The organism is Citrobacter pasteurii (assembly GCF_019047765.1).
Lineage (GTDB): Bacteria > Pseudomonadota > Gammaproteobacteria > Enterobacterales > Enterobacteriaceae > Citrobacter > Citrobacter pasteurii.
Genome location: NZ_CP077262.1, coordinates 2630352 through 2649339 on the forward strand (window position 1 = coordinate 2630352; position 18988 = coordinate 2649339).

Consider the following 18988-nt stretch of genomic DNA (forward strand, 5'->3'; position numbering starts at 1 on the left):
AACATTTGCCAAATTTATGATTTGGCGTATTTTTGTTCGCATTGTGCACTGGGTGACAATAGTCTGGCAACTGGCGTGAACGCTAGCTTATGCGGGATAAACAACCAGACTAATGTAAACTGGTGGTGTGATAGTGTGTTTTAAGTGAAAAGGCGGCATGCTCTCATTGAAAGTGGAACTTTCGGTATCGCGGAATGGCAATCTGCATTGCAGGTGCTATAAAAAATAATACTCCGCGTTATTCTTTGGCAGGCAGGATTAAAATGTTAAATAATATAAGCGTCAGGACGTTTATTACTTTATTTCTGGTATGTACCGTAGTGGCCCTCAATATCGTAGAGGTAATATTATCTGCGGGATTTGATGTCATTATCGGCACTGATGTGGTTTGTACTATTTCACTATTATATTTATGGTGGTATATGACAAAATATCTCGTCGTACCGATTAATACGGTAAAAAAAAGCATTGAAGAGGTGACCGCAGGGAATCTGGCGATGAGTATTCCCGAATTCGGTAATAACTGTGCAGGCAGACTTATTCCGGGAATTAACAGTCTGGCGAGTAATATTTCCACGTTAGTCAGTGAGATCAGATCCTCTTCACGGACCGTGATGACGCTTTCTGAACAGCTCGCGGAGCGTAGCGCCGAATTGTCAGTAAAAACGGAACAGCAGTCTGGCGCGTTAATGCAAACAGCTGCGAATATGGATGAGATAGCGGTTAGTACACGCAATAATGCAGATAATACGCAAATGGCGAGCGCCCAGGCCAATATTGCGACACAATCTGCTCGCCAGGGGGGCGATTTAATGGTGCAGGTCGCCACCAATATGCGCTCGATCACCGACTGCGCTCAGCAGATGACTGAAATTATCGCGTTAATAGATGGTATTGCATTCCAGACGAATATTCTGGCATTGAATGCGGCGGTTGAGGCGGCGAGGGCTGGTGAACATGGCAAAGGTTTTTCTGTCGTTGCAGGTGAAGTGAGAATATTGGCACATCGTAGCGCAGAAGCGGCAAAAAGTATTAAACGGCTTATCGATGAAACGCATCACAATGTCCAGCAGGGTGCGGCGGTTGTACGTGAAGCCGAAAAGAACATGCAGGATATTGTGGGCGGCGCAGGGCAGTTAAATCAGCTGATGGCGGAGATATTAACAACCACACGGGAACAGGAAAACGGGATCACCAGAATTACCCGGGCTCTGACCGAACTGGAAAACGTGACGCAAAGTAATGTCAGCATGGTCGATGAGTTATCTGATTCGTCCGGCATCCTGAAAAGTCAGGTGAATGATCTTCTGTCACGCACACATAAATTTCGCTTAAGTAAAAATATGCCTGTCGAAACAACCACGATCTTGCATCGAGATCCCCCAGTCTCCGGACTACGCCAACGGGTTAAATACGGTTCTTCATTTTAAGATTCAACATCTGCTTGCCACAGCGCCGAATCCGTCGGCGCTTTTTTTATTTTTTTGAACACTTTTATGAATCATTTCAGCATAATGGGACAATGCGATATTGCTTAACATATACTGAAGACTAGACTAACGAAAAGTTTGAATGTTTATGGAGGCGCTGTGGAAGCCATTAAGGGAACCGAAGTTAATGTGCCGGATGCCGTGTTTGCCTGGCTGCTGGATGGTCGCGGTGGCGTGAAACCGCTGGAAGACAACGATGTTATCGACAGTGCACATCCGTGCTGGCTGCATCTTAATTACACCCATTCTGATAGCGCGCAATGGCTGGCGACAACGCCTCTGCTTCCTAATAATGTGCGTGATGCACTGGCGGGAGAAAGTACTCGCCCACGCGTAAGCCGGGTCGGAGAAGGGACGCTGATTACGTTACGCTGTATTAATGGCAGCACCGACGAACGCCCAGACCAGCTTGTCGCCATGCGCTTATATATGGATGAACGCCTGATTGTCTCAACGCGTCAGCGTAAAGTGCTGGCACTGGATGATGTGGTGAGTGACTTGCAGGAAGGGACGGGACCGTCTGACTGTGGTAGCTGGCTTGTGGATGTTTGTGATGCTTTAACCGATCATGCCAGTGAGTTTATCGAACAATTGCATGACAAAATTATCGATCTGGAAGACAACCTGCTGGACCAGCAGATCCCGCCTCGCGGCTTTCTGGCATTGCTGCGCAAACAACTGATAGTCATGCGGCGCTATATGGCCCCTCAACGCGATGCTTATGCGCGCCTGGCGAGTGAACGTTTACCGTGGATGACTGACGATCACCGACGTCGGATGCAGGATATCGCCGACAGGTTGGGAAGAGGGCTGGATGAGATCGACGCGTGCATCGCCCGGACAGGCATTATGGCGGATGAAATTGCTCAGGTTATGCAGGAATCTCTGGCGCGAAGAACCTATACCATGTCGTTGATGGCAATGGTTTTTCTGCCCAGCACATTTTTAACCGGACTGTTTGGCGTCAATCTCGGGGGGATTCCCGGTGGCGGCTGGCAGTTTGGTTTTTCACTATTCTGTATTCTGTTAGTTGTCCTGATCGGTGGTGTTACTTTATGGTTGCATCGTAGTAAATGGTTGTAACAACTACGTTTTTAGCGACTTTCGTGAGTGAAAACGGCGAAGTTTTTGAGCGAGGTCAATAAACCATCTACCTATTCGGGGCAATATCTCTCTCGCAGGTGAATGCAACGTCAAGCGATGGGCGTTGCGCTCCATATTGTCTTACTTCCTTTTTTGAATTACTGCATAGCACAATTGATTCGTACGACGCCGACTTAGATTAGTCGGCTTTTTTTTGCCTGCAGGAAACCAGCGTCTACCCTAAAAGGGTCAGTCTGATTCACAGGAGGGTAATATGACCTGCTTATTCGCCCCGTTGCAGTTGCAACGTTCCCATTCCGATACAGTCCCCACCGACCCGGTTCCGATTCCCGATCCGATACCTCGTCCGCAACCTATGCCGGACCCGTCACCGGATGAAGAGCCGATTAAATTGTCGCATCACGGGCGCAGATCTGCGAGGATACGCGCCTGCTGAATGTGAGTTTTTACCGCGAGATTAAATTGTGACCGCTTTTTCAACCCTGAATGTTTTGCCTGCCGCCCAACTCGAGAATCTTAATGAGCTGGGTTATCTTGAAATGACGCCTGTTCAGGCCGCTGCGTTGCCGGCGATCCTGGCAGGAAAAGATGTTCGTGTGCAGGCAAAAACCGGCAGTGGCAAAACGGCTGCGTTTGGTCTTGGCCTGTTACAACACATTGATGCTGCGCTGTTTCAGACTCAGTCGCTGGTACTGTGCCCAACCCGCGAACTGGCTGACCAGGTCGCTGGTGAATTGCGTCGTTTGGCGCGTTTTCTGCCAAATACCAAAATTTTAACGCTGTGCGGTGGTCAGCCCTTTGGCGCACAGCGTGATTCTCTGCAACATGCCCCGCATATTATTGTTGCCACGCCGGGACGTTTACTCGACCACCTGCAAAAAGGCACTGTCTCCCTTGATGCGTTGAATACGCTGGTAATGGATGAAGCCGACCGGATGCTGGATATGGGATTTAGTGATGCAATTGATGACGTGATCCGCTTTGCACCAGCGTCACGTCAGACATTGCTGTTTTCCGCAACCTGGCCGGAAGCCATTGCCGCCATCAGTGGCCGGGTGCAACAAAATCCATTAGCGATTGAAATTGATACGGTTGATGCGCTACCGGCGATTGAACAGCAGTTTTTTGAAACCGCCAGCCACGGTAAAATTCCGCTGCTGCAAAAATTGCTCAGCCAGCATCAGCCGGCTTCATGCGTCGTTTTTTGCAACACCAAAAAAGACTGTCAGGCCGTGTGTGACGCATTGAATGCGGCGGGGCAAAGCGCACTTTCACTGCATGGCGATCTGGAACAGCGCGATCGCGACCAGACGCTGGTACGTTTTGCTAACGGCAGTGCTCGTGTTCTGGTGGCCACCGATGTGGCAGCGCGTGGTCTGGATATTAAATCGCTCGAACTGGTGGTTAACTTTGAGCTGGCATGGGATCCGGAAGTTCATGTACACCGTATTGGACGTACTGCCCGTGCGGGTAACAGTGGCCTGGCAATTAGCTTCTGTGCGCCGGAAGAAGCGCAACGTGCCAATATTCTGTCCGAGATGCTGCAACTGAAGCTGAACTGGCTGCCTGCACCGGGTAATGGCTCAATTCTGCCGCTGGAGGCTGAGATGGCGACGCTGTGCATCGATGGCGGTAAAAAAGCTAAAATGCGGCCTGGTGATGTATTAGGGGCGTTGACCGGAGATATTGGTCTGGACGGGGCAGATATCGGCAAGATTGCCGTTCATCCGGCGCATGTCTATGTGGCCGTTCGCCAGTCTGTGGCACATAAAGCGTGGAAGCAACTGCAGAACGGTAAGATCAAAGGCAAGAACTGCCGGGTTCGTTTATTAAAATAAATGCCCGTAGGAGTGCCTGATTGCGCTCCGCTTATCAGGCCTACTGGTGCTGAAGTAATACCTTGTCCAGTAGGCCGGATATGGCATTCTCTACATTACTTCACTTCCAGCACGTTCAGACGCAACTCATCTAACTGGTTTTCATCTTCTTCCGGCTGCCAGCCAGCTGGTTGCAGTGGGATCTCTTCACGATCGAATGCCAGATCACCGCCATCTACCACTTCTGAGCCGTGTTTGATGCCTTTAAAATCGAACAGATTAATATCGCTCAGGTGAGAAGGCACCACATTCTGCATCGCACTGAACATCGTTTCAATACGACCTGGATAGCGCTTGTCCCAGTCACGCAGCATATCAGCGATCACCTGACGTTGCAGGTTAGGCTGAGAACCACACAGGTTGCACGGAATAATCGGGAAACCTTTCGCTTCAGAGAAGCGCTCGATATCTTTTTCGCGGCAATAGGCCAGCGGACGGATCACAATATGCTTCCCATCATCGCTCATCAGCTTCGGCGGCATACCTTTCATTTTTCCGCCGTAGAACATGTTTAAAAACAGTGTTTGCAGGATGTCGTCGCGATGGTGTCCCAGCGCAATTTTGGTGGCGCCTAATTCGGTTGCCGTGCGGTACAAAATGCCGCGGCGCAGACGGGAACAGAGAGAGCAGGTCGTTTTGCCTTCAGGAATTTTATCTTTGACGATCCCGTAGGTATTTTCTTCGACAATTTTATACTCAACACCAAGTTGTTCCAGATACTCCGGCAGGATGTGCTCCGGGAAGCCCGGTTGTTTTTGATCCAAATTTACGGCGACCAAAGAGAAACTGATCGGGGCGCTTTGCTGCAAATTCCGCAGTATTTCCAGCATGGTGTAGCTATCTTTCCCACCGGAAAGACACACCATAATGCGATCGCCGTCTTCGATCATATTGAAATCGGCAATAGCTTCACCCACGTTACGACGCAGGCGTTTCTGTAATTTGTTCAGATTGTATTGTTCTTTCTTGCTAATATCTTGATTTTGCGACATTTAATAGAGGCTCAATTCGTAGTGTGGCATCAGAAGAGTATGCATCACGCCGGATAGTCCGGCAAAAGAAGTCTGATATAAAAACTGTGGCGTGTATGGTACGGATAAGCGGGAAAAATGTCAGCACATTTAGGTCAGGAATCGCGGGGTAAAAGAGGGGGAAACAAAAAGCCCGCAGCGATGTGCGGGCCAGACAGCTTAGCGAACCACCAGAACTGAACACTCCGCGTGACGCACCACGGCTGCGGCGTTAGAGCCCAGCAGATAAGTGGTGATGTCCGGTCGGTGTGACGCAATAATGACCATATCTGCAGGTAATTTCCTGGCGATCTCCAGGATTTTATCTTTCGGTGCACCTTCAGCAACGTGAATATGCACTCTGTCCGTTGGGATATTGAACTTCTTGATAATCTCTTCCAGTTGAGATTTAGCTTCGGCTTTCAGATCGTCCATGGCCGGTAACTCTGCCGAGTAGGCCAGTCCCAAAGAAGCGTAATAGGGCAGTGACGGAATAACGGTCAGAAAATGCACCTGCGCATCGTCAATTTTTGCCTCTGCTTCAACATGGGCAATAACGCGTTGAGTTAATTCTGAGTCTGAAATATCGATGGGTACAAGAATCGTTCTGTTCATAAAACCTCCTGTTTAAGTATCCACCTAAAGCTTACCGCGTAATGGCACTTTATGTACAATGACAAAGATCACATTTTGGCATCACTTTATTTTGATTTCAGGAAACTTGCCTCTTATTACGCCGTCGTAAAATCGTCCTTTAGATACCACGCTCAGGAAATCACGAAAAATACGCGCAGGGACATGCTGATATTGCAGGGTAGCCAACTGGTGAAAGCGAATTTCCAGCGTGTGAGAGGATTCGTCATAGCCGACGGATGCAATACGGGATGATTTTACAGGATGATGATTCATTGCAGGTATCCTCTACTTCAGGTCTTAATGCAAGATATCATCTATCAAAGGCGTGTTTTAATACAATAGATATAATATTTCGATCTGGATAAAACAGATTGGTTATCAAAGAAAGGATAGCCCGCTGTTGCCAGCGGGCTGACGGATTAGAACTGGTAAACCAGACCTACTGCAACTACGTCATCAGTAGAAATACCAGTATCTTTGTAGAACTGATCATCTTCGTCCAGCAGGTTGATTTTGTAATCAACGTAGGTGGACATATTTTTGTTAAAGTAGTAGGTAGCGCCGATATCAGCATATTTGACCAAGTCTTTATCCTGACCAGCGTTGCCGTTGTAAGTCAGGTCCTTGCCTTTAGACATCAGGAAGGAAACCGCCGGACGCAGGCCGAAATCGAATTGATACTGTGCAGTCACTTCAAAGTTCTGGGTCTTGTTAGCAACACCACCCTGATCGTTATTAGCCATTGAACCATATGGAGTCATGTTACGGGTTTCGGAGTACATAGTGGCCAAATAGATGTTGTTGGCATCGTATTTCAGGCCGGTAGTCCATGCGTCAGCTTTATCGCCGCCCGCAACTGTACCACCAGCAGTAGCCTGCTGGTTAGTACGGTCAGAAGTGGTATACGCCGCACCGAAGCTTACGCCCATACCCAGATCGTAGGTAGAGGAGATACCGAAGCCGTCACCGTTGGAGTTTTGAACGTTGCGGTCGCCGCCGTTACCGGTGCCTTCCTGATCGAAAGCGTCACTTTCTTTGCTGGACTGTTCGTTCGCGCCCTGGTACTGCAGTGCAAAGTTCAGACCGTTCACCAGACCAAAGAAGTCAGTATTACGGTAGGTTGCTACGCCGTTAGCACGACCAGTCATAAAGTTATCAGCTTTAGTGTAGGAGTCGCCGCCGAACTCTGGCAGCATATCGGTCCAGCCTTCTACGTCGTACAGTACGCCGTAGTTACGACCGTAGTCGAATGAACCGTAGTCACCGAATTTCAGACCGGCAAAGGCCAGACGAGTAAAGTTGTTGCTACGATTACCTTCAGTGGTGTTGGCATTAACCTGATATTCCCACTGACCATAACCGGTGAGCATATCGTTGATCTGAGTTTCGCCTTTGAAACCACCACGAACATAGGTCTGATCGCCGTCGCTGTTCGCGTCATCAGAGAAATAACGCAGACCGTCTACTTTACCGTAGAGATCTAATTTGTTGCCGTCTTTATTATAAACTTCAGCAGCGTGAGTTGCGCCTGCAGCCAGCAGGGCAGGAATGACGAGAGCCAGTACTTTTCTGTTCATTGAAATAATCCTTTAGTTTTTTTATTTACCTGTGACTACCCATGTAGGGAGTAAAAGCATGCTAAAGGAGAAGTTCCGTAAAGAGATAAATATGAATTGTTACGTCTTAAGTAAAACCTTAAATAAATAATTCTACAGAAATAATGATAATTGCTATGAATATATAAAATGGAAGTATATAAAATAAAAATTATACAAGTGAATTGTGTTGGGCTATTCTGCGCAGGTTATATGCCTTTATTGTCACGCTTTATTTTTTTGTTGAGGGTGGGTAGCAATACTGATTCGTCAGCGAATAAATTGACAAGCCCGAACAATTGTTCGGGCTTTTTTTTGGTTCCAGGTTAATGCTGAGCGATACGTATTACTCGGTACTGCTCTTTTCCGCTTTACCAGCCAGTTGGGCCAGGAAGTCATACCGTTTTTGCAGATCAGCGGTCGCATCCTTCCACAATTGCTCGGCCACTTCCGGTTGCTGTGCGTTCAGACGACGGAAACGCTGCTCGTTCATCAATGTCTCAGCCAGCGCGTCTGACGGTGGGCGAGAGTCCAGCGCCAGCGGCAATTTACCTTCATCTGCACGACGCGGATCAAAGCGGTACAGCGGCCAGAATCCGGTAGCCGTGAGCTGGCGCATCTGATCGTGGCTTAGCGCGAGATCGTAACCGTGCTCCTCACATGGGCTATAGGCAATAATCAGCGACGGACCTGGATAGGCTTCCGCTTCCTGAATCGCTTTCACCGTCTGGTTCAACTGTGCGCCCAGAGAGATCTGTGCAACATACACGTGCCCGTACATCATCATACTGACGCCAAGATCTTTACGCGCCTTGCGCTTACCGTGTTCGCCAAATTTGGTGACGGCCCCGAGCGGTGTGGCTTTCGACGCTTGTCCACCCGTGTTGGAGTAACATTGAGTATCCAGCACCAGAATATTGACGTTCTCGGTCAGGCTAAGGACGTGATCCAGGCCGCCAAAACCAATATCGTAAGCCCAGCCATCGCCGCCAATCAGCCAGATGGATTTTTCGACCAGCGCGTCGGCATCGGTTAACAGCTGCTGTGCGCCGTCGACATCTTTCAGGTGCTGGCGCAGCGCGGCAACTTGCTCACGGCGCACCTCTGGCGTCGCTTCAGCGTGCAGGGCGTCATTCAGTTCAACCGGAATGTTATCGGCAAACTGTTCCAGTAAACGCATAACGCGCACACGGTGCTGATCTACCGTCAGACGGAAGCCCAGGCCAAACTCGGCGTTATCTTCAAACAGTGAGTTCGCCCACGCGGGCCCACGACCGTTGGCGTCGGTGGTATACGGTGTTGAGGGCAGGTTACCGCCATAAATCGATGAACAGCCGGTGGCATTGGCGATCAGCATGCGGTCTCCGTACAGCTGCGTAAGCAGTTTGATATACGGCGTTTCACCACAACCGGAGCAAGCGCCGGAATATTCAAACAGCGGCGTTATCAACTGCGAGGTACGAATATCAATGCGTTCCAGCTTGCTGCGATCGATCTCCGGCAGATTGAGGAAGAAGTCATAATTCACTTTCTCTTCTTCAACATGTTCAAGGCGAGACATCATATTGATAGCCTTGATCTCAGGATTTTGCCTGTCTTTCGCCGGGCACACTTCGACGCACAGATTACAGCCGGTGCAATCTTCAGGTGCAACCTGCAGTACGTACTTCTGACCGCGCATATCGCGTGATTTCACATCCAACGAATGCAGGCTGGCAGGGGCGTTTTCCATCGCTTCTGGTGAAACCACTTTAGCGCGGATAGCCGAGTGCGGGCAGGCGGCAACACAGTGGTTACACTGGGTACACAGCTCTTCTTTCCAGATGGGGATCTCTTCGGCGATATTGCGTTTTTCCCAGCGCGTGGTGCCCATCGGCCAGGTGCCGTCTGGCGGCAGCGCTGAAACGGGGAGGGCATCCCCCAGACCGGCAAGCATTGCCGCGGTGACGGTTTTCACGAAATCAGGCGCGGCATCAGAAACGACCGGCGGACGGTTGGCGCTGTGTGGATCAACCGGCTGCAGCGCCACTTCGGTGACGGACTCACGCGCCAGGGCCAGCGCCTGCCAGTTACGTTCAACCAGATCCTGACCTTTACTGCTATAGCTTTTGGCAATCGCCCCCTGCAGTTCAATCAGGGCGCTGTCACCAGGTAAGATTTGCGTCAGATGGAAGAACGCCATTTGCATGACGGTGTTAATACGGGCTGCCAGACCGCACTCACGCGCGATTTTGGCAGCATTAATCACATAGAAACGGGCTTTCTTCTGATTCAGTACGGCCTGAACTTCCTGTGGCAGGCGAGTCCAGACTTCATCCACGTTGTACGGCGTATTAAGCAGGAAGATGCCGCCCGGTTTCAGGCGCTCTGCCATCTGATACTTATCGATAAATTGCAGCTGGTGACAGCCAACAAAATCGGCTTGTGACACCAGATAAGCAGAGCGAATAGGTTGCTCGCTGACGCGCAGGTGAGAAACCGTCAGACCGCCTGCTTTTTTCGAGTCATAAACGAAATAACCTTGCGCATACCACGGCGTCGAGTTACCGATAATCTTGATATTGTTTTTGGTGGCCGACACGCTACCGTCACTGCCCAGACCGTAGAACAGCGCTTCGAGCTTCGCGGTACCGGGCAGGGTGTTTTCCGGCAGCGGTAGTGACAGGTTGGTGACATCATCATAGATACCGACCGTAAAGCGAGGTTTCGGCTTAGCGCTACTCAGCTCATTAAAGACCGCCATAACGCAGTCCGGTCCAAACTCTTTGGAAGAAAGTCCATAACGTCCGCCAATCACGCGCGGTAGAGTTTCCCGCTCGCCGCAGTTAAAGGCTTCTGCCAACGCGGTCATTACATCCAGATACAGCGGTTCTGCCTGGGCGCCAGGCTCTTTGGTGCGATCCAGAACGGCAACGCTACGCGCCGTTTCTGGTAATGCCTGCAGTAAATGTCTGGCGGAGAAGGGGCGGAACAGCCGAACTTTCAGGACGCCAACTTTCTCTCCACGAGCAAGTAACTCTTCGACGACTTCTTCGCAGGTACCAATCGCAGAACCCATCAAGATGATGACACGTTCCGCCTGCGGATGACCGTAATACTCAAATGGTTTGTACTGACGACCTGTCGCCGTGGCGAAATCGTTCATCGCCTGTTCGACGTTTTCGTAAACCGCGTTGTACCAAGGGTTTGTTGCTTCGCGTGACTGGAAGTAAGTGTCCGGGTTGGCAGACGTCCCGCGAATAACGGGATGTTCAGGGTTCAGCGCGCGGGCACGATGCGCATCAATTTCAGCTTGCGGCATCAGGCTGAGGATCGTGTCATCGGCCAGCGGCACAATTTTATTGATTTCATGCGATGTGCGGAAACCATCAAAGAAATGAATAAACGGAACCCGACTTTTTAGGGTGGCCATTTGTGAAATGAGCGCAAAGTCCTGTGCTTCCTGCACGCTGCTGGCACACAGCATCGCGCACCCCGTCTGGCGCACTGCCATTACGTCGGAATGGTCACCGAAGATAGACAGCGCATGAGTAGCAATGGTACGCGCGGCAACGTGTAGCACAAATGGCGTCAACTGACCGGCCAGTTTGTACAGCGTTGGGATCATTAGCAACAGACCCTGCGATGAGGTAAACGACGTAGAGAGCGCACCAGTCTGTAATGCGCCGTGAACGGTCGCGATTGCGCCGCCTTCTGACTGCATTTCTACGACGCGAGGGGTATCTCCCCAGACGTTTTTAAGCCCGTTCCCGGCCCAGGCATCTGCCTGTTCAGCCATCGTCGAACTGGGCGTAATCGGGTAGATGGCGATAACTTCGCTGGTACGAAATGCGACCGAAGCAACCGCACCATTACCGTCAATTGTGATCATACTGACACCCTTACATTGCGCAAAAAGAGGGACCCACGTAACCGCAGCGAATCCTGTAATTATCTTTCTATTTTAGCAAAAGCGCTAAAGACAGATTTTCGCTTTTGTGTCCTGGGAATAATCAGAATGAATGGTTTGATCAAAGGAGTAGCCAAAAAATTGCCAGAAAATGTAAACAGCACGCATAAATGCGCATTTTGCCTCTCGACGGCAGTGCTTCCGCTGCCTATTATTTATGGCTGTGTCGTTTGGTTAATATTCAGAGGGGAGTAAGATGCGCGCAGCGTTTTGGGTAGGGTGTGCCGCGTTATTATTATCGGCTTGCAGCAGTGAACCTGTTCAGCAGGCAACGGCCGCACACGTTGCACCGGGCATGAAGGCCGCAATGTCCAGCTCCGGAGAAGCCAACTGTGCCATGATTGGCGGTTCGCTATCCGTTGCCCGTCAACTGGATGGTTCTGCCATCGGCATGTGTGCATTACCTAACGGCAAACGCTGTAGTGAGCAGTCACTTGCCGCCGGAAGCTGTGGGAATTATTGAGCCACTGCTTTTCCTACATTAAATCTGCCAGTTTAAACGTCAGCGTTTGTTCTGCCGTAGCCAGTGTTAGCTGGTCAGCAGTCAGATCAACCTGTGCGCCTTGCTTAAACATCTCGCTGACGATACCGTCGAGCGTGTTAAGCTGTGGATCGGCGCACATCATGCGCGTCATTGCCATGTCTTTCACTTTTAATTCACCGTCGGACAGCTTGCCCTGACCATGGAACTGATTACACATTTTTCCCGACACCGTCATATTTTCACCGAAACTTAATTCAGGTGGGTTGTTGGCGACGGTTACCGGCTTGCCATTGACGCTCTGTAAAACAAAACGGTGGTGCTGTAACTGTTCGCGATTGATGGAAATTTTTCCATTGCTCACACAGCCAGCCATAAGCATGCTGAGCGCAATCAGCGTGACAATTTTCTTCATTAACTTTCTCTACGTTCGTGGCGGAATTGCATTCATGATGATAATGATATAGCCAAATTTATCATCGGAGATTATCTGAAAATGCTCCCCCGGAGGCAGGGGAGCGGAATGATTAGAAGAGGGTGTTCGGGCAGGCTTCGCCTTTGGCGATTTGAGCCAGATTCTGCAAGGTTGTTTCAGAAATGCTGGTCAACGCTTCGGCAGTCAGGAATGCCTGATGCCCGGTGAACAGCACGTTATGACAGGCCGACAGGCGACGGAACACATCATCCTGAATCACGTCATTGGACTTATCTTCAAAGAACAGGTCGCGTTCATTTTCATACACGTCCATACCCAGAGACCCAATTTTCTGGTTTTTCAGCGCATCGATAGCGGCTTGTGAATCGATCAACGCCCCGCGGCTGGTGTTGATAACCATCACGCCATTTTTCATTTGCTCAAAGGCCTCGTGATTGAGCAGATGATAATTCTCCGGCGTTAATGGACAGTGCAGGGAGATAACATCGGACTCCGCAAACAGCGTTTTAAGATCGACATATTCAACCCCTAACTCAAGGGCGGCGGCGCTGGGATACGGATCAAACGCCAGCAGGCGCATACCAAACCCTTTCAGGATCCGCAGTGCGGCAATACCGATTTTACCGGTACCAATCACCCCGGCAGTTTTGCCGTACATAGTGAAACCCGTCAGACCTTCAAGTGAGAAGTTGGCGTCACGAGTACGCTGATAAGCACGATGGATACGGCGGTTCAGCGTCATCATCATACCGATTGCATGTTCGGCGACGGCTTCAGGTGAATAGGCAGGAACACGTACGACCTGCAAGCCCAACTCTTTCGCAGCATCCAGATCGACGTTATTGAACCCGGCGCAGCGCAGCGCGATGTATTTCACACCGTGCTTTTTCAGCTCTTCCAGAACGGGGCGGCTGCCATCGTCGTTGACGAAAATGCACACGGCTTCACAGCCGTGGGCGGTTTTCGCTGTTTTTTCCGTCAACAGAAAGTCAAAGAATTCAAGTTCAAAACCAAAAGCCTCGTTAACCTGCTGCAGATACTTCTTGTCGTACTGTTTTGTACTATAGATGGCGAGTTTCATAAGACTTTCTCCAGTGATTTTGACGTCACATTAATCCAATTCAAATTATTTTACAAAATCTAAAAAGTTATTGGTAGTCATAGATATAATGAATAATTCTAGAGTATCTCTTCTTAATGTGGGCACATTGCTGGATTTAAACCACTTTACTCAGCATAGGGTGATGGCGGCATCGTATAATTCGCCGACGGTCATGCCGTCCGCAAGATGTTTTTCCGTTACCGGCGAGTACTCGACCAGGTCATGCAGGCTGTACTTAATGCGACGGTTGAGCTGCCCTTGCCCGGCGTCAACGCGTGATAGCACCGCGCCGCTGGCGAGATCCAGCTCGGCATAAACGCGTGCGGTGAGCTGGCTTTCTGCTTCTTTGACTTTATTCAACGTTGCCTGATGGGCTAACGTGGGCAGGTAAAATGCCGTGAGCAGAGGAATGAGGGACAGACGAAAGTGAGACACAGTCATATTCTTCCCTGGGGGATGTCTTAACATAACCAAAAATATAGCAAATACATAAGGTTAAATTTGGCTCGACACATGAGTGTTAGCTTTTAGCTGGTCGTTCCTGGTTATGGACATTCGTACTGATAGTAGACTCCTGTCTCCAGGAGTCTACTATCGCCGAACAAGGTATATTTGTGCTATTCAGAATGTTCGAAATCATTATTTATTCATTGATTGATTTTCCAGTATTGCCCAGCTTCAATGTAGCTTAGCCCGATGCGTTGGGATGCTCGCTTGTTATCATTAATAAGATAAAAAATATCTGAAAGCACAGAACGTTCTTCGCTTGGGTAACTATGACCTATAAAGCTAGTATCAACATTGGTTGCGTCAATCGATTCTATTCCAGGATAATAAATCAAACCAGTAGACGAATCACCCGCTCGCGGATAACGGTGTATCGTCTGGGATGCGGCTAGCGCCTTATCTGTTGATGAAGCATATAAAGTAACAGGTTCTCCTTGTGCCACCAGTGCAGGGGCAATGTCTCGTTTGAAAACATCGGCATCTATGTCAGGAGCAGTTAGAATGACCTCTTTTATGCGATTTCGATAATCTGTATTTGTATTCAATACATCAATAACCGCCCGCGATAAAACTCTATTACCCATGCTGTGGGCTATCAGGTAAATATTTTTTGAATCGGATTTCTCAAGGAAATCGATAAGGAAATGTTTTAGGTTGGTTTGTGTCCACTCAGCATTTTGCTCATCAATGGTATAAGCAGAGGTTCTGGCCTGTGAAGGCCAGCTATAAAAAACAGGGACCATATCGATGTTTAAATCATAGTATATTTGAGCTGTTTTTCTGGCTGCCTCGGCGAATGAGACATTATACCCATGAACAAAAATGAAGGTCTTTTTCTCTGGTATATTGCTTACTGTGGAGACAAGGTAATTGAAAAAAATATTTTTAGCTAAAGGCGTTACACCAAGTAAGGCCACGTGTTTTTTGGGATCTTCTTTGAACTCAAACTTCAAAAATGAAGGTTGTTCAGTTACTCCTATAATGTGGTGTCGAGGAATGCTAACTTCACAGAATCCATAGGAGATTGAGGCTCGATTGATTCCATATGATTGGTTGGGTGGTGCGCCACTGTTATAATTTCTATCGGTGGCATACAAAACCTTGACAATGGCATAATCTGGTTTTTGAACTAATATATTTATTTCATTGCTGCTAGCCATACTGGTAACACCAGTGTTGGACATGCCGCAACCACTTAGTATAGTTATAAAAATACTGAAAACTATGTATTTTAATGTTTTCATTTTACTTGACCTTGCTTTAAATTTGGTTGGAGTGTCTTTCCTTTATTGATTTTTTCTGAATATTACCGATTAAAATTAATCGGGTAATTAAGATTTACGTATTCCCGCAGGGAATGGCATTAATAAAATGGTTTTAATTTGGACTGACAGGATAGTAATATTTTATTAGTGACTGTTTATTAGATAACGCATGTGGTTTGCCAAAGGGCATCAGACTTCTGATTGATACCGCGCTAGTAATTACTACGAACCTCTTACCGAATACTCACTGTTTCTGACTCATATTTTCAGGACGCAACCCGTATGGTTTCTGCTGTCGGTTGACCAAACGCTCTTCACCATGAGGGAGACAATATGTTTGGACTTGAAACGCTTGATATATTAATTGGGATGATGACTGTGTATTTCATGTTTGGGATAGCATGTACCGCGATTGTTGAAGCTATTTCTGCGTGGACCCGTATTCGTAGTCAAAATCTTGATGTGGCGCTGAACGAGTTCCTTTCAGGCGATCTGTCGCAAAATCAGCAATTTATTACTCAGTTTTTTGAACATCCGTTAATTCAGTCCCTAAGTAAAGGAAACCAGGGGCGTCCTTCCTATATTCCCCCAGACATTTTCGCGCAAGTCGTGGAGGCGTTAGTTGTCAGCAAAAGTGCGATGGCAACGCTCTCCGCTGGAGTGAACGCCATGCCGGGAAATGCCAAAAATAATCGGATCAAAGGCATCCTCGAAACAGTGGTGGCGCAGACGGGCAATAACGCGGCCACGTTTCGCAACGCGGTTGCAAAACAGTTTGATGCGGTAATGGATCGCGCCTCGGGTTGGTACAAACGCAAAATGCAGACCATCACGTTGATTGTCGCCACCGTTCTGGTTCTTGGAGGGAATATTGACAGCCTCAATCTTGCGACTGTGCTGGCCTCCAATCCTGATGTTCGAGAAAAAATGGTGGCGATCGCGCAGCAGGAAGTCAATGAGGCGAAAAATCAGGCTCAGGACAAGGAGCGCATCGCGATAGCTAAAGGCAAATATAACCACGCGATTGACGTTATGCAGTCTGCAGGCTTCGAACTGGGCTGGAAAGGATGGCCGCAAGGGGTTGCTGAATGGCTGGCAAAAGTGGTGGGTCTGCTGGTGACTATTTTCGCCGTCTCACTCGGCGGACCTTTCTGGTTCGATATTCTTCAACGGGTTATGCAGGTCCGTTCAACTGGCCCAAAACCAGCAGCACCGGGTAAATCCGACAGTCCGAAAAGTAAGTGAAGTGTAACGGTTAACTATCGACAGAGAGGGCATCATGATACTTACATCCGCACAGAAAAGTCTCTGTGAACGAGTTTTGAATGCGTTTGAAACCGGCTCGGCCGAAGGCGATTACTCGGCTATCGCGATATTCCATGATGGTCCTCACGGGATCAGGCAGATCACTTACGGACGTTCACAAACTACGGAATACAGCAAATTGCAGGATCTGGTGACCCGCTACGTTAATGCAAATGGGCGATTCAGTGCCGATCTTGCTCCGTTTGTTGCAAAGATAGGTAATATCGCACTGGTTGACAATGAGCCGTTTAAGGACTTATTACGCCGAGCAGGGCGCGATGATCCGATAATGAAATCGGTACAGGATCGGTTCTTTGATGAGCGCTACTATCTGCCTGCGCTGAAATGGGCACAGGACTTTGGTTTTAAAGATGCGCTCTCACTTCTGGTCATCTATGACTCATTTGTTCATAGCGGCACTATTTTGACGTTCTTGCGCGCCCAGTTTCGTGAGGTGCCTCCAGCCAGTGGCGGTGATGAGCACACCTGGATTTCCCAGTATGTTGAAGTGAGAAATTCATGGTTAGCCAACCATAGCAACCCCGAACTTCATCCTACCGTTTATCGTACAAAATGTTTGCGATTTGAAATAGATCGCGGCAACTGGGATCTTTTGCAGCTCCCCATTAACGCCAACGGTATACTCGTCGGGCCCTTACCTGATATATCAATCGCTCAGCCGTCGATACCTCCGGTGGAACAACCCAGCGTTCCGTATTTTGGCGAGGAAGCCCCCGTCTCTGGTTTTGCGGATAACGCCGCGTCGATCGCAACTGACGAGTGGCATTTTTTTGGCGAACAGCGCTACAACCGCAATGGTGGCCTTCTTCATTCCGGACACAAAGAGGGTGAGGATGGCTGGTGGCAACGTGTTGGCCTGTATTGGGCAAAAATCGGGCGGGACGATCTGGACGGGCGAGATCATGACTGGCCGTGGTCAGCGGCATTTATTTCATGGGCCATGCGTCAGGCTGGCGCGGGGGAGCGTTTTTCCTACTCTGCTTCGCATGCGACGTACATCAGCAAATCGATCCGCGACAGAAATCAGGGTAATGCCAAAGCGTTGTACTGGGGATACAGGCTGAATGAGCGTAAACCGCAGGTGGGGGATTTAGTCTGTTGGGACAGAGACCCCGACAAAGTCGTCGATTACGATCATCAGCATCTGGGCAACTATAGCAGTCACACCGACTTAGTTGTTTCCGTAGGCACTAATGAGATTGAAATTATTGGCGGTAATGTTGGTAATTCGGTGACACGACGCCCGTTGGCGCTCACCGCCGACGGGTTCCTTGCCAGCGATGAACAAGGAGGGGAAACGCTGTTTGCCATCATGGGATATCGCGGAGAGTGAAAAATGAAACGATCTAATATAGTGCTTAAACACACTGCCCCGCTGATGTTTTGCACTTTCCTTTTACTGAGTGGGTGTGCCTTATTCGTTTCACACTACGATGCAGGAGCGTACCAGAACTTCACAAATTTGAAGGCGTTCCACCTTAAATTTCTCGAAGATAATACAGCTAAACCCGGGAATACCTTTGATGAAACTAAGGTAAAGGCTACCTGCGATACCGGGGACCTCAAGTTCCGTGAGGCGACGGAATATGCTGCAGGCAAACATGATGACTCACGTGTACGGGCTATTCATTACCTCGATAATGTCTTTGAGAGTGATTGCCGAATGGCGATGAAGGATAAAAAGTTATTTAGCGTCGTCTATGTGAATGAAAAAACCGATGTAGTTAAGTTGAACTACGATCTGGCCATTCGGGGAGAAAGTTCCCGCGTGGGGTCTGTTGTAAAATAGGGGATGAAAAATGTCAGATATTGATGATGCCATGAATGCGATTAAAAATGAGGTTGCTGAGTCCATTAAAGAACAACTGAAAGCGCTCTTGCTCTCGGCAGCAAAAGATACGAATGAGGTAATAAACGATACCGGTAAGAAAATTGCGTACTGGCTGCGTCTTCGTGGGCAGGGAAAACTGAGTGACAGTGAACTGGAGGCGTTGCTCTACGCCAGAGATCAACTGCTGCGACAATATAAAAATACGGCGGAAATTGCAGCAAGAGCTCAGGTTGAGAAGATTGCTATTTCGCTGGTTAATATTGTGCTCGACAAATTATTGGGCATTGCCTTTCACCAGAAATGAGGCACGGCATAGGGCTAATAGGGCGAAAAAATGGTCGGTTTTCTGCGCTACTGACGGATGTGGTACAGGGGTATC

17 protein-coding genes and 1 pseudogene are annotated in these 18988 nt (G+C 48.9%); 9 read left to right on the forward strand and 9 right to left on the reverse strand.

The features are described from left to right. Window positions 1-263 precede the first annotated feature (263 nt). The 4 genes from I6L54_RS12905 to dbpA all read left to right on the forward strand — a co-directional run bounded on the left by I6L54_RS12905 (window position 264) and on the right by dbpA (window position 4432). Window positions 264-1430: a methyl-accepting chemotaxis protein gene (locus I6L54_RS12905; protein ID WP_072041433.1), complete on the forward strand. Its 1167-nt coding sequence runs from the start codon at window positions 264-266 to the stop codon at window positions 1428-1430. Between the two features lie 159 nt (window positions 1431-1589). Then, window positions 1590-2573 (forward strand): zinc transporter ZntB, encoded by a 984-nt coding sequence (zntB, locus tag I6L54_RS12910; protein WP_005126644.1) that lies wholly within the window; start codon window positions 1590-1592, stop codon window positions 2571-2573. 274 nt (window positions 2574-2847) lie between these two features. Beyond that, entirely contained in the window at window positions 2848-3030 is a 183-nt protein-coding gene (ynaL, locus tag I6L54_RS24600; RefSeq protein ID WP_072041434.1) for a proline-rich small protein YnaL, read from the forward strand. Window positions 3031-3058: 28 nt separating this feature from the next. Continuing rightward, window positions 3059-4432, forward strand: a complete 1374-nt coding sequence (dbpA, locus tag I6L54_RS12915; protein WP_005126646.1) for an ATP-dependent RNA helicase DbpA — start codon at window positions 3059-3061, stop codon at window positions 4430-4432. 95 nt (window positions 4433-4527) lie between these two features. Here the strand turns inward: dbpA and ttcA are convergent, their stop codons facing one another. From ttcA to nifJ, 5 genes are all read right to left on the reverse strand, one after another. Beyond that, window positions 4528-5463, reverse strand: coding sequence for a tRNA 2-thiocytidine(32) synthetase TtcA (gene ttcA / locus I6L54_RS12920; RefSeq protein ID WP_005126647.1), 936 nt, complete (start codon window positions 5461-5463; stop codon window positions 4528-4530). Window positions 5464-5661: 198 nt separating this feature from the next. After that, window positions 5662-6096, reverse strand: coding sequence for a universal stress protein UspF (uspF, locus tag I6L54_RS12925; protein ID WP_040230913.1), 435 nt, complete (start codon window positions 6094-6096; stop codon window positions 5662-5664). An 81-nt stretch (window positions 6097-6177) separates the two neighbouring features. Continuing rightward, complete coding sequence (locus tag I6L54_RS12930; RefSeq protein ID WP_005126657.1) at window positions 6178-6390, reverse strand: KTSC domain-containing protein; 213 nt, start codon at window positions 6388-6390, stop codon at window positions 6178-6180. Window positions 6391-6536: 146 nt separating this feature from the next. Next, window positions 6537-7694, reverse strand: coding sequence for a porin OmpC (gene ompC, locus I6L54_RS12935; RefSeq protein ID WP_005126658.1), 1158 nt, complete (start codon window positions 7692-7694; stop codon window positions 6537-6539). Window positions 7695-8058: 364 nt separating this feature from the next. Continuing rightward, the gene (gene nifJ / locus I6L54_RS12940) at window positions 8059-11583 is read right to left on the reverse strand and encodes a pyruvate:ferredoxin (flavodoxin) oxidoreductase (protein WP_040230916.1); all 3525 of its coding nucleotides are present in this window, start codon (window positions 11581-11583) and stop codon (window positions 8059-8061) included. 274 nt (window positions 11584-11857) lie between these two features. Here nifJ and I6L54_RS12945 point away from each other — a divergent pair, with 274 nt between their 5' ends. Continuing rightward, a complete protein-coding gene (locus I6L54_RS12945; RefSeq protein ID WP_003020360.1) occupies window positions 11858-12124 on the forward strand; it encodes a putative hemolysin in 267 nt (88 codons plus the stop codon). A 13-nt stretch (window positions 12125-12137) separates the two neighbouring features. Here I6L54_RS12945 and hslJ read toward each other — a convergent pair whose 3' ends face one another. The 4 genes and pseudogenes from hslJ to I6L54_RS12965 form a co-directional block, all read right to left on the reverse strand. Then, window positions 12138-12557 carry a heat shock protein HslJ gene (hslJ, locus tag I6L54_RS12950; RefSeq protein WP_040230917.1) on the reverse strand — a complete coding sequence of 140 codons (420 nt, stop codon included), beginning with the start codon at window positions 12555-12557 and terminating at the stop codon, window positions 12138-12140. A 112-nt stretch (window positions 12558-12669) separates the two neighbouring features. Continuing rightward, window positions 12670-13659, reverse strand: a complete 990-nt coding sequence (locus I6L54_RS12955; RefSeq protein WP_040230919.1) for a 2-hydroxyacid dehydrogenase — start codon at window positions 13657-13659, stop codon at window positions 12670-12672. A 156-nt stretch (window positions 13660-13815) separates the two neighbouring features. After that, window positions 13816-14121, reverse strand: a pseudogene (locus I6L54_RS12960) (class A beta-lactamase); the annotation flags it as partial. Between the two features lie 206 nt (window positions 14122-14327). Continuing rightward, a complete protein-coding gene (locus I6L54_RS12965; protein WP_005126672.1) occupies window positions 14328-15431 on the reverse strand; it encodes an alpha/beta hydrolase in 1104 nt (367 codons plus the stop codon). 354 nt (window positions 15432-15785) lie between these two features. Here I6L54_RS12965 and I6L54_RS12970 point away from each other — a divergent pair, with 354 nt between their 5' ends. The 4 genes from I6L54_RS12970 to I6L54_RS12985 are packed head-to-tail and all read left to right on the forward strand — an operon-like array spanning window position 15786 to window position 18913. Next, window positions 15786-16697 (forward strand): hypothetical protein, encoded by a 912-nt coding sequence (locus tag I6L54_RS12970; RefSeq protein WP_005120917.1) that lies wholly within the window; start codon window positions 15786-15788, stop codon window positions 16695-16697. 34 nt (window positions 16698-16731) lie between these two features. Next, window positions 16732-18111, forward strand: a complete 1380-nt coding sequence (locus I6L54_RS12975) for a DUF2272 domain-containing protein (RefSeq protein ID WP_072041435.1) — start codon at window positions 16732-16734, stop codon at window positions 18109-18111. Between the two features lie 3 nt (window positions 18112-18114). Next, window positions 18115-18567 carry a hypothetical protein gene (locus I6L54_RS12980; protein WP_040230921.1) on the forward strand — a complete coding sequence of 151 codons (453 nt, stop codon included), beginning with the start codon at window positions 18115-18117 and terminating at the stop codon, window positions 18565-18567. A gap of 10 nt (window positions 18568-18577) precedes the next feature. Then, window positions 18578-18913, forward strand: a complete 336-nt coding sequence (locus I6L54_RS12985; RefSeq protein WP_005120922.1) for a hypothetical protein — start codon at window positions 18578-18580, stop codon at window positions 18911-18913. Window positions 18914-18988: the final 75 nt, after the last annotated feature.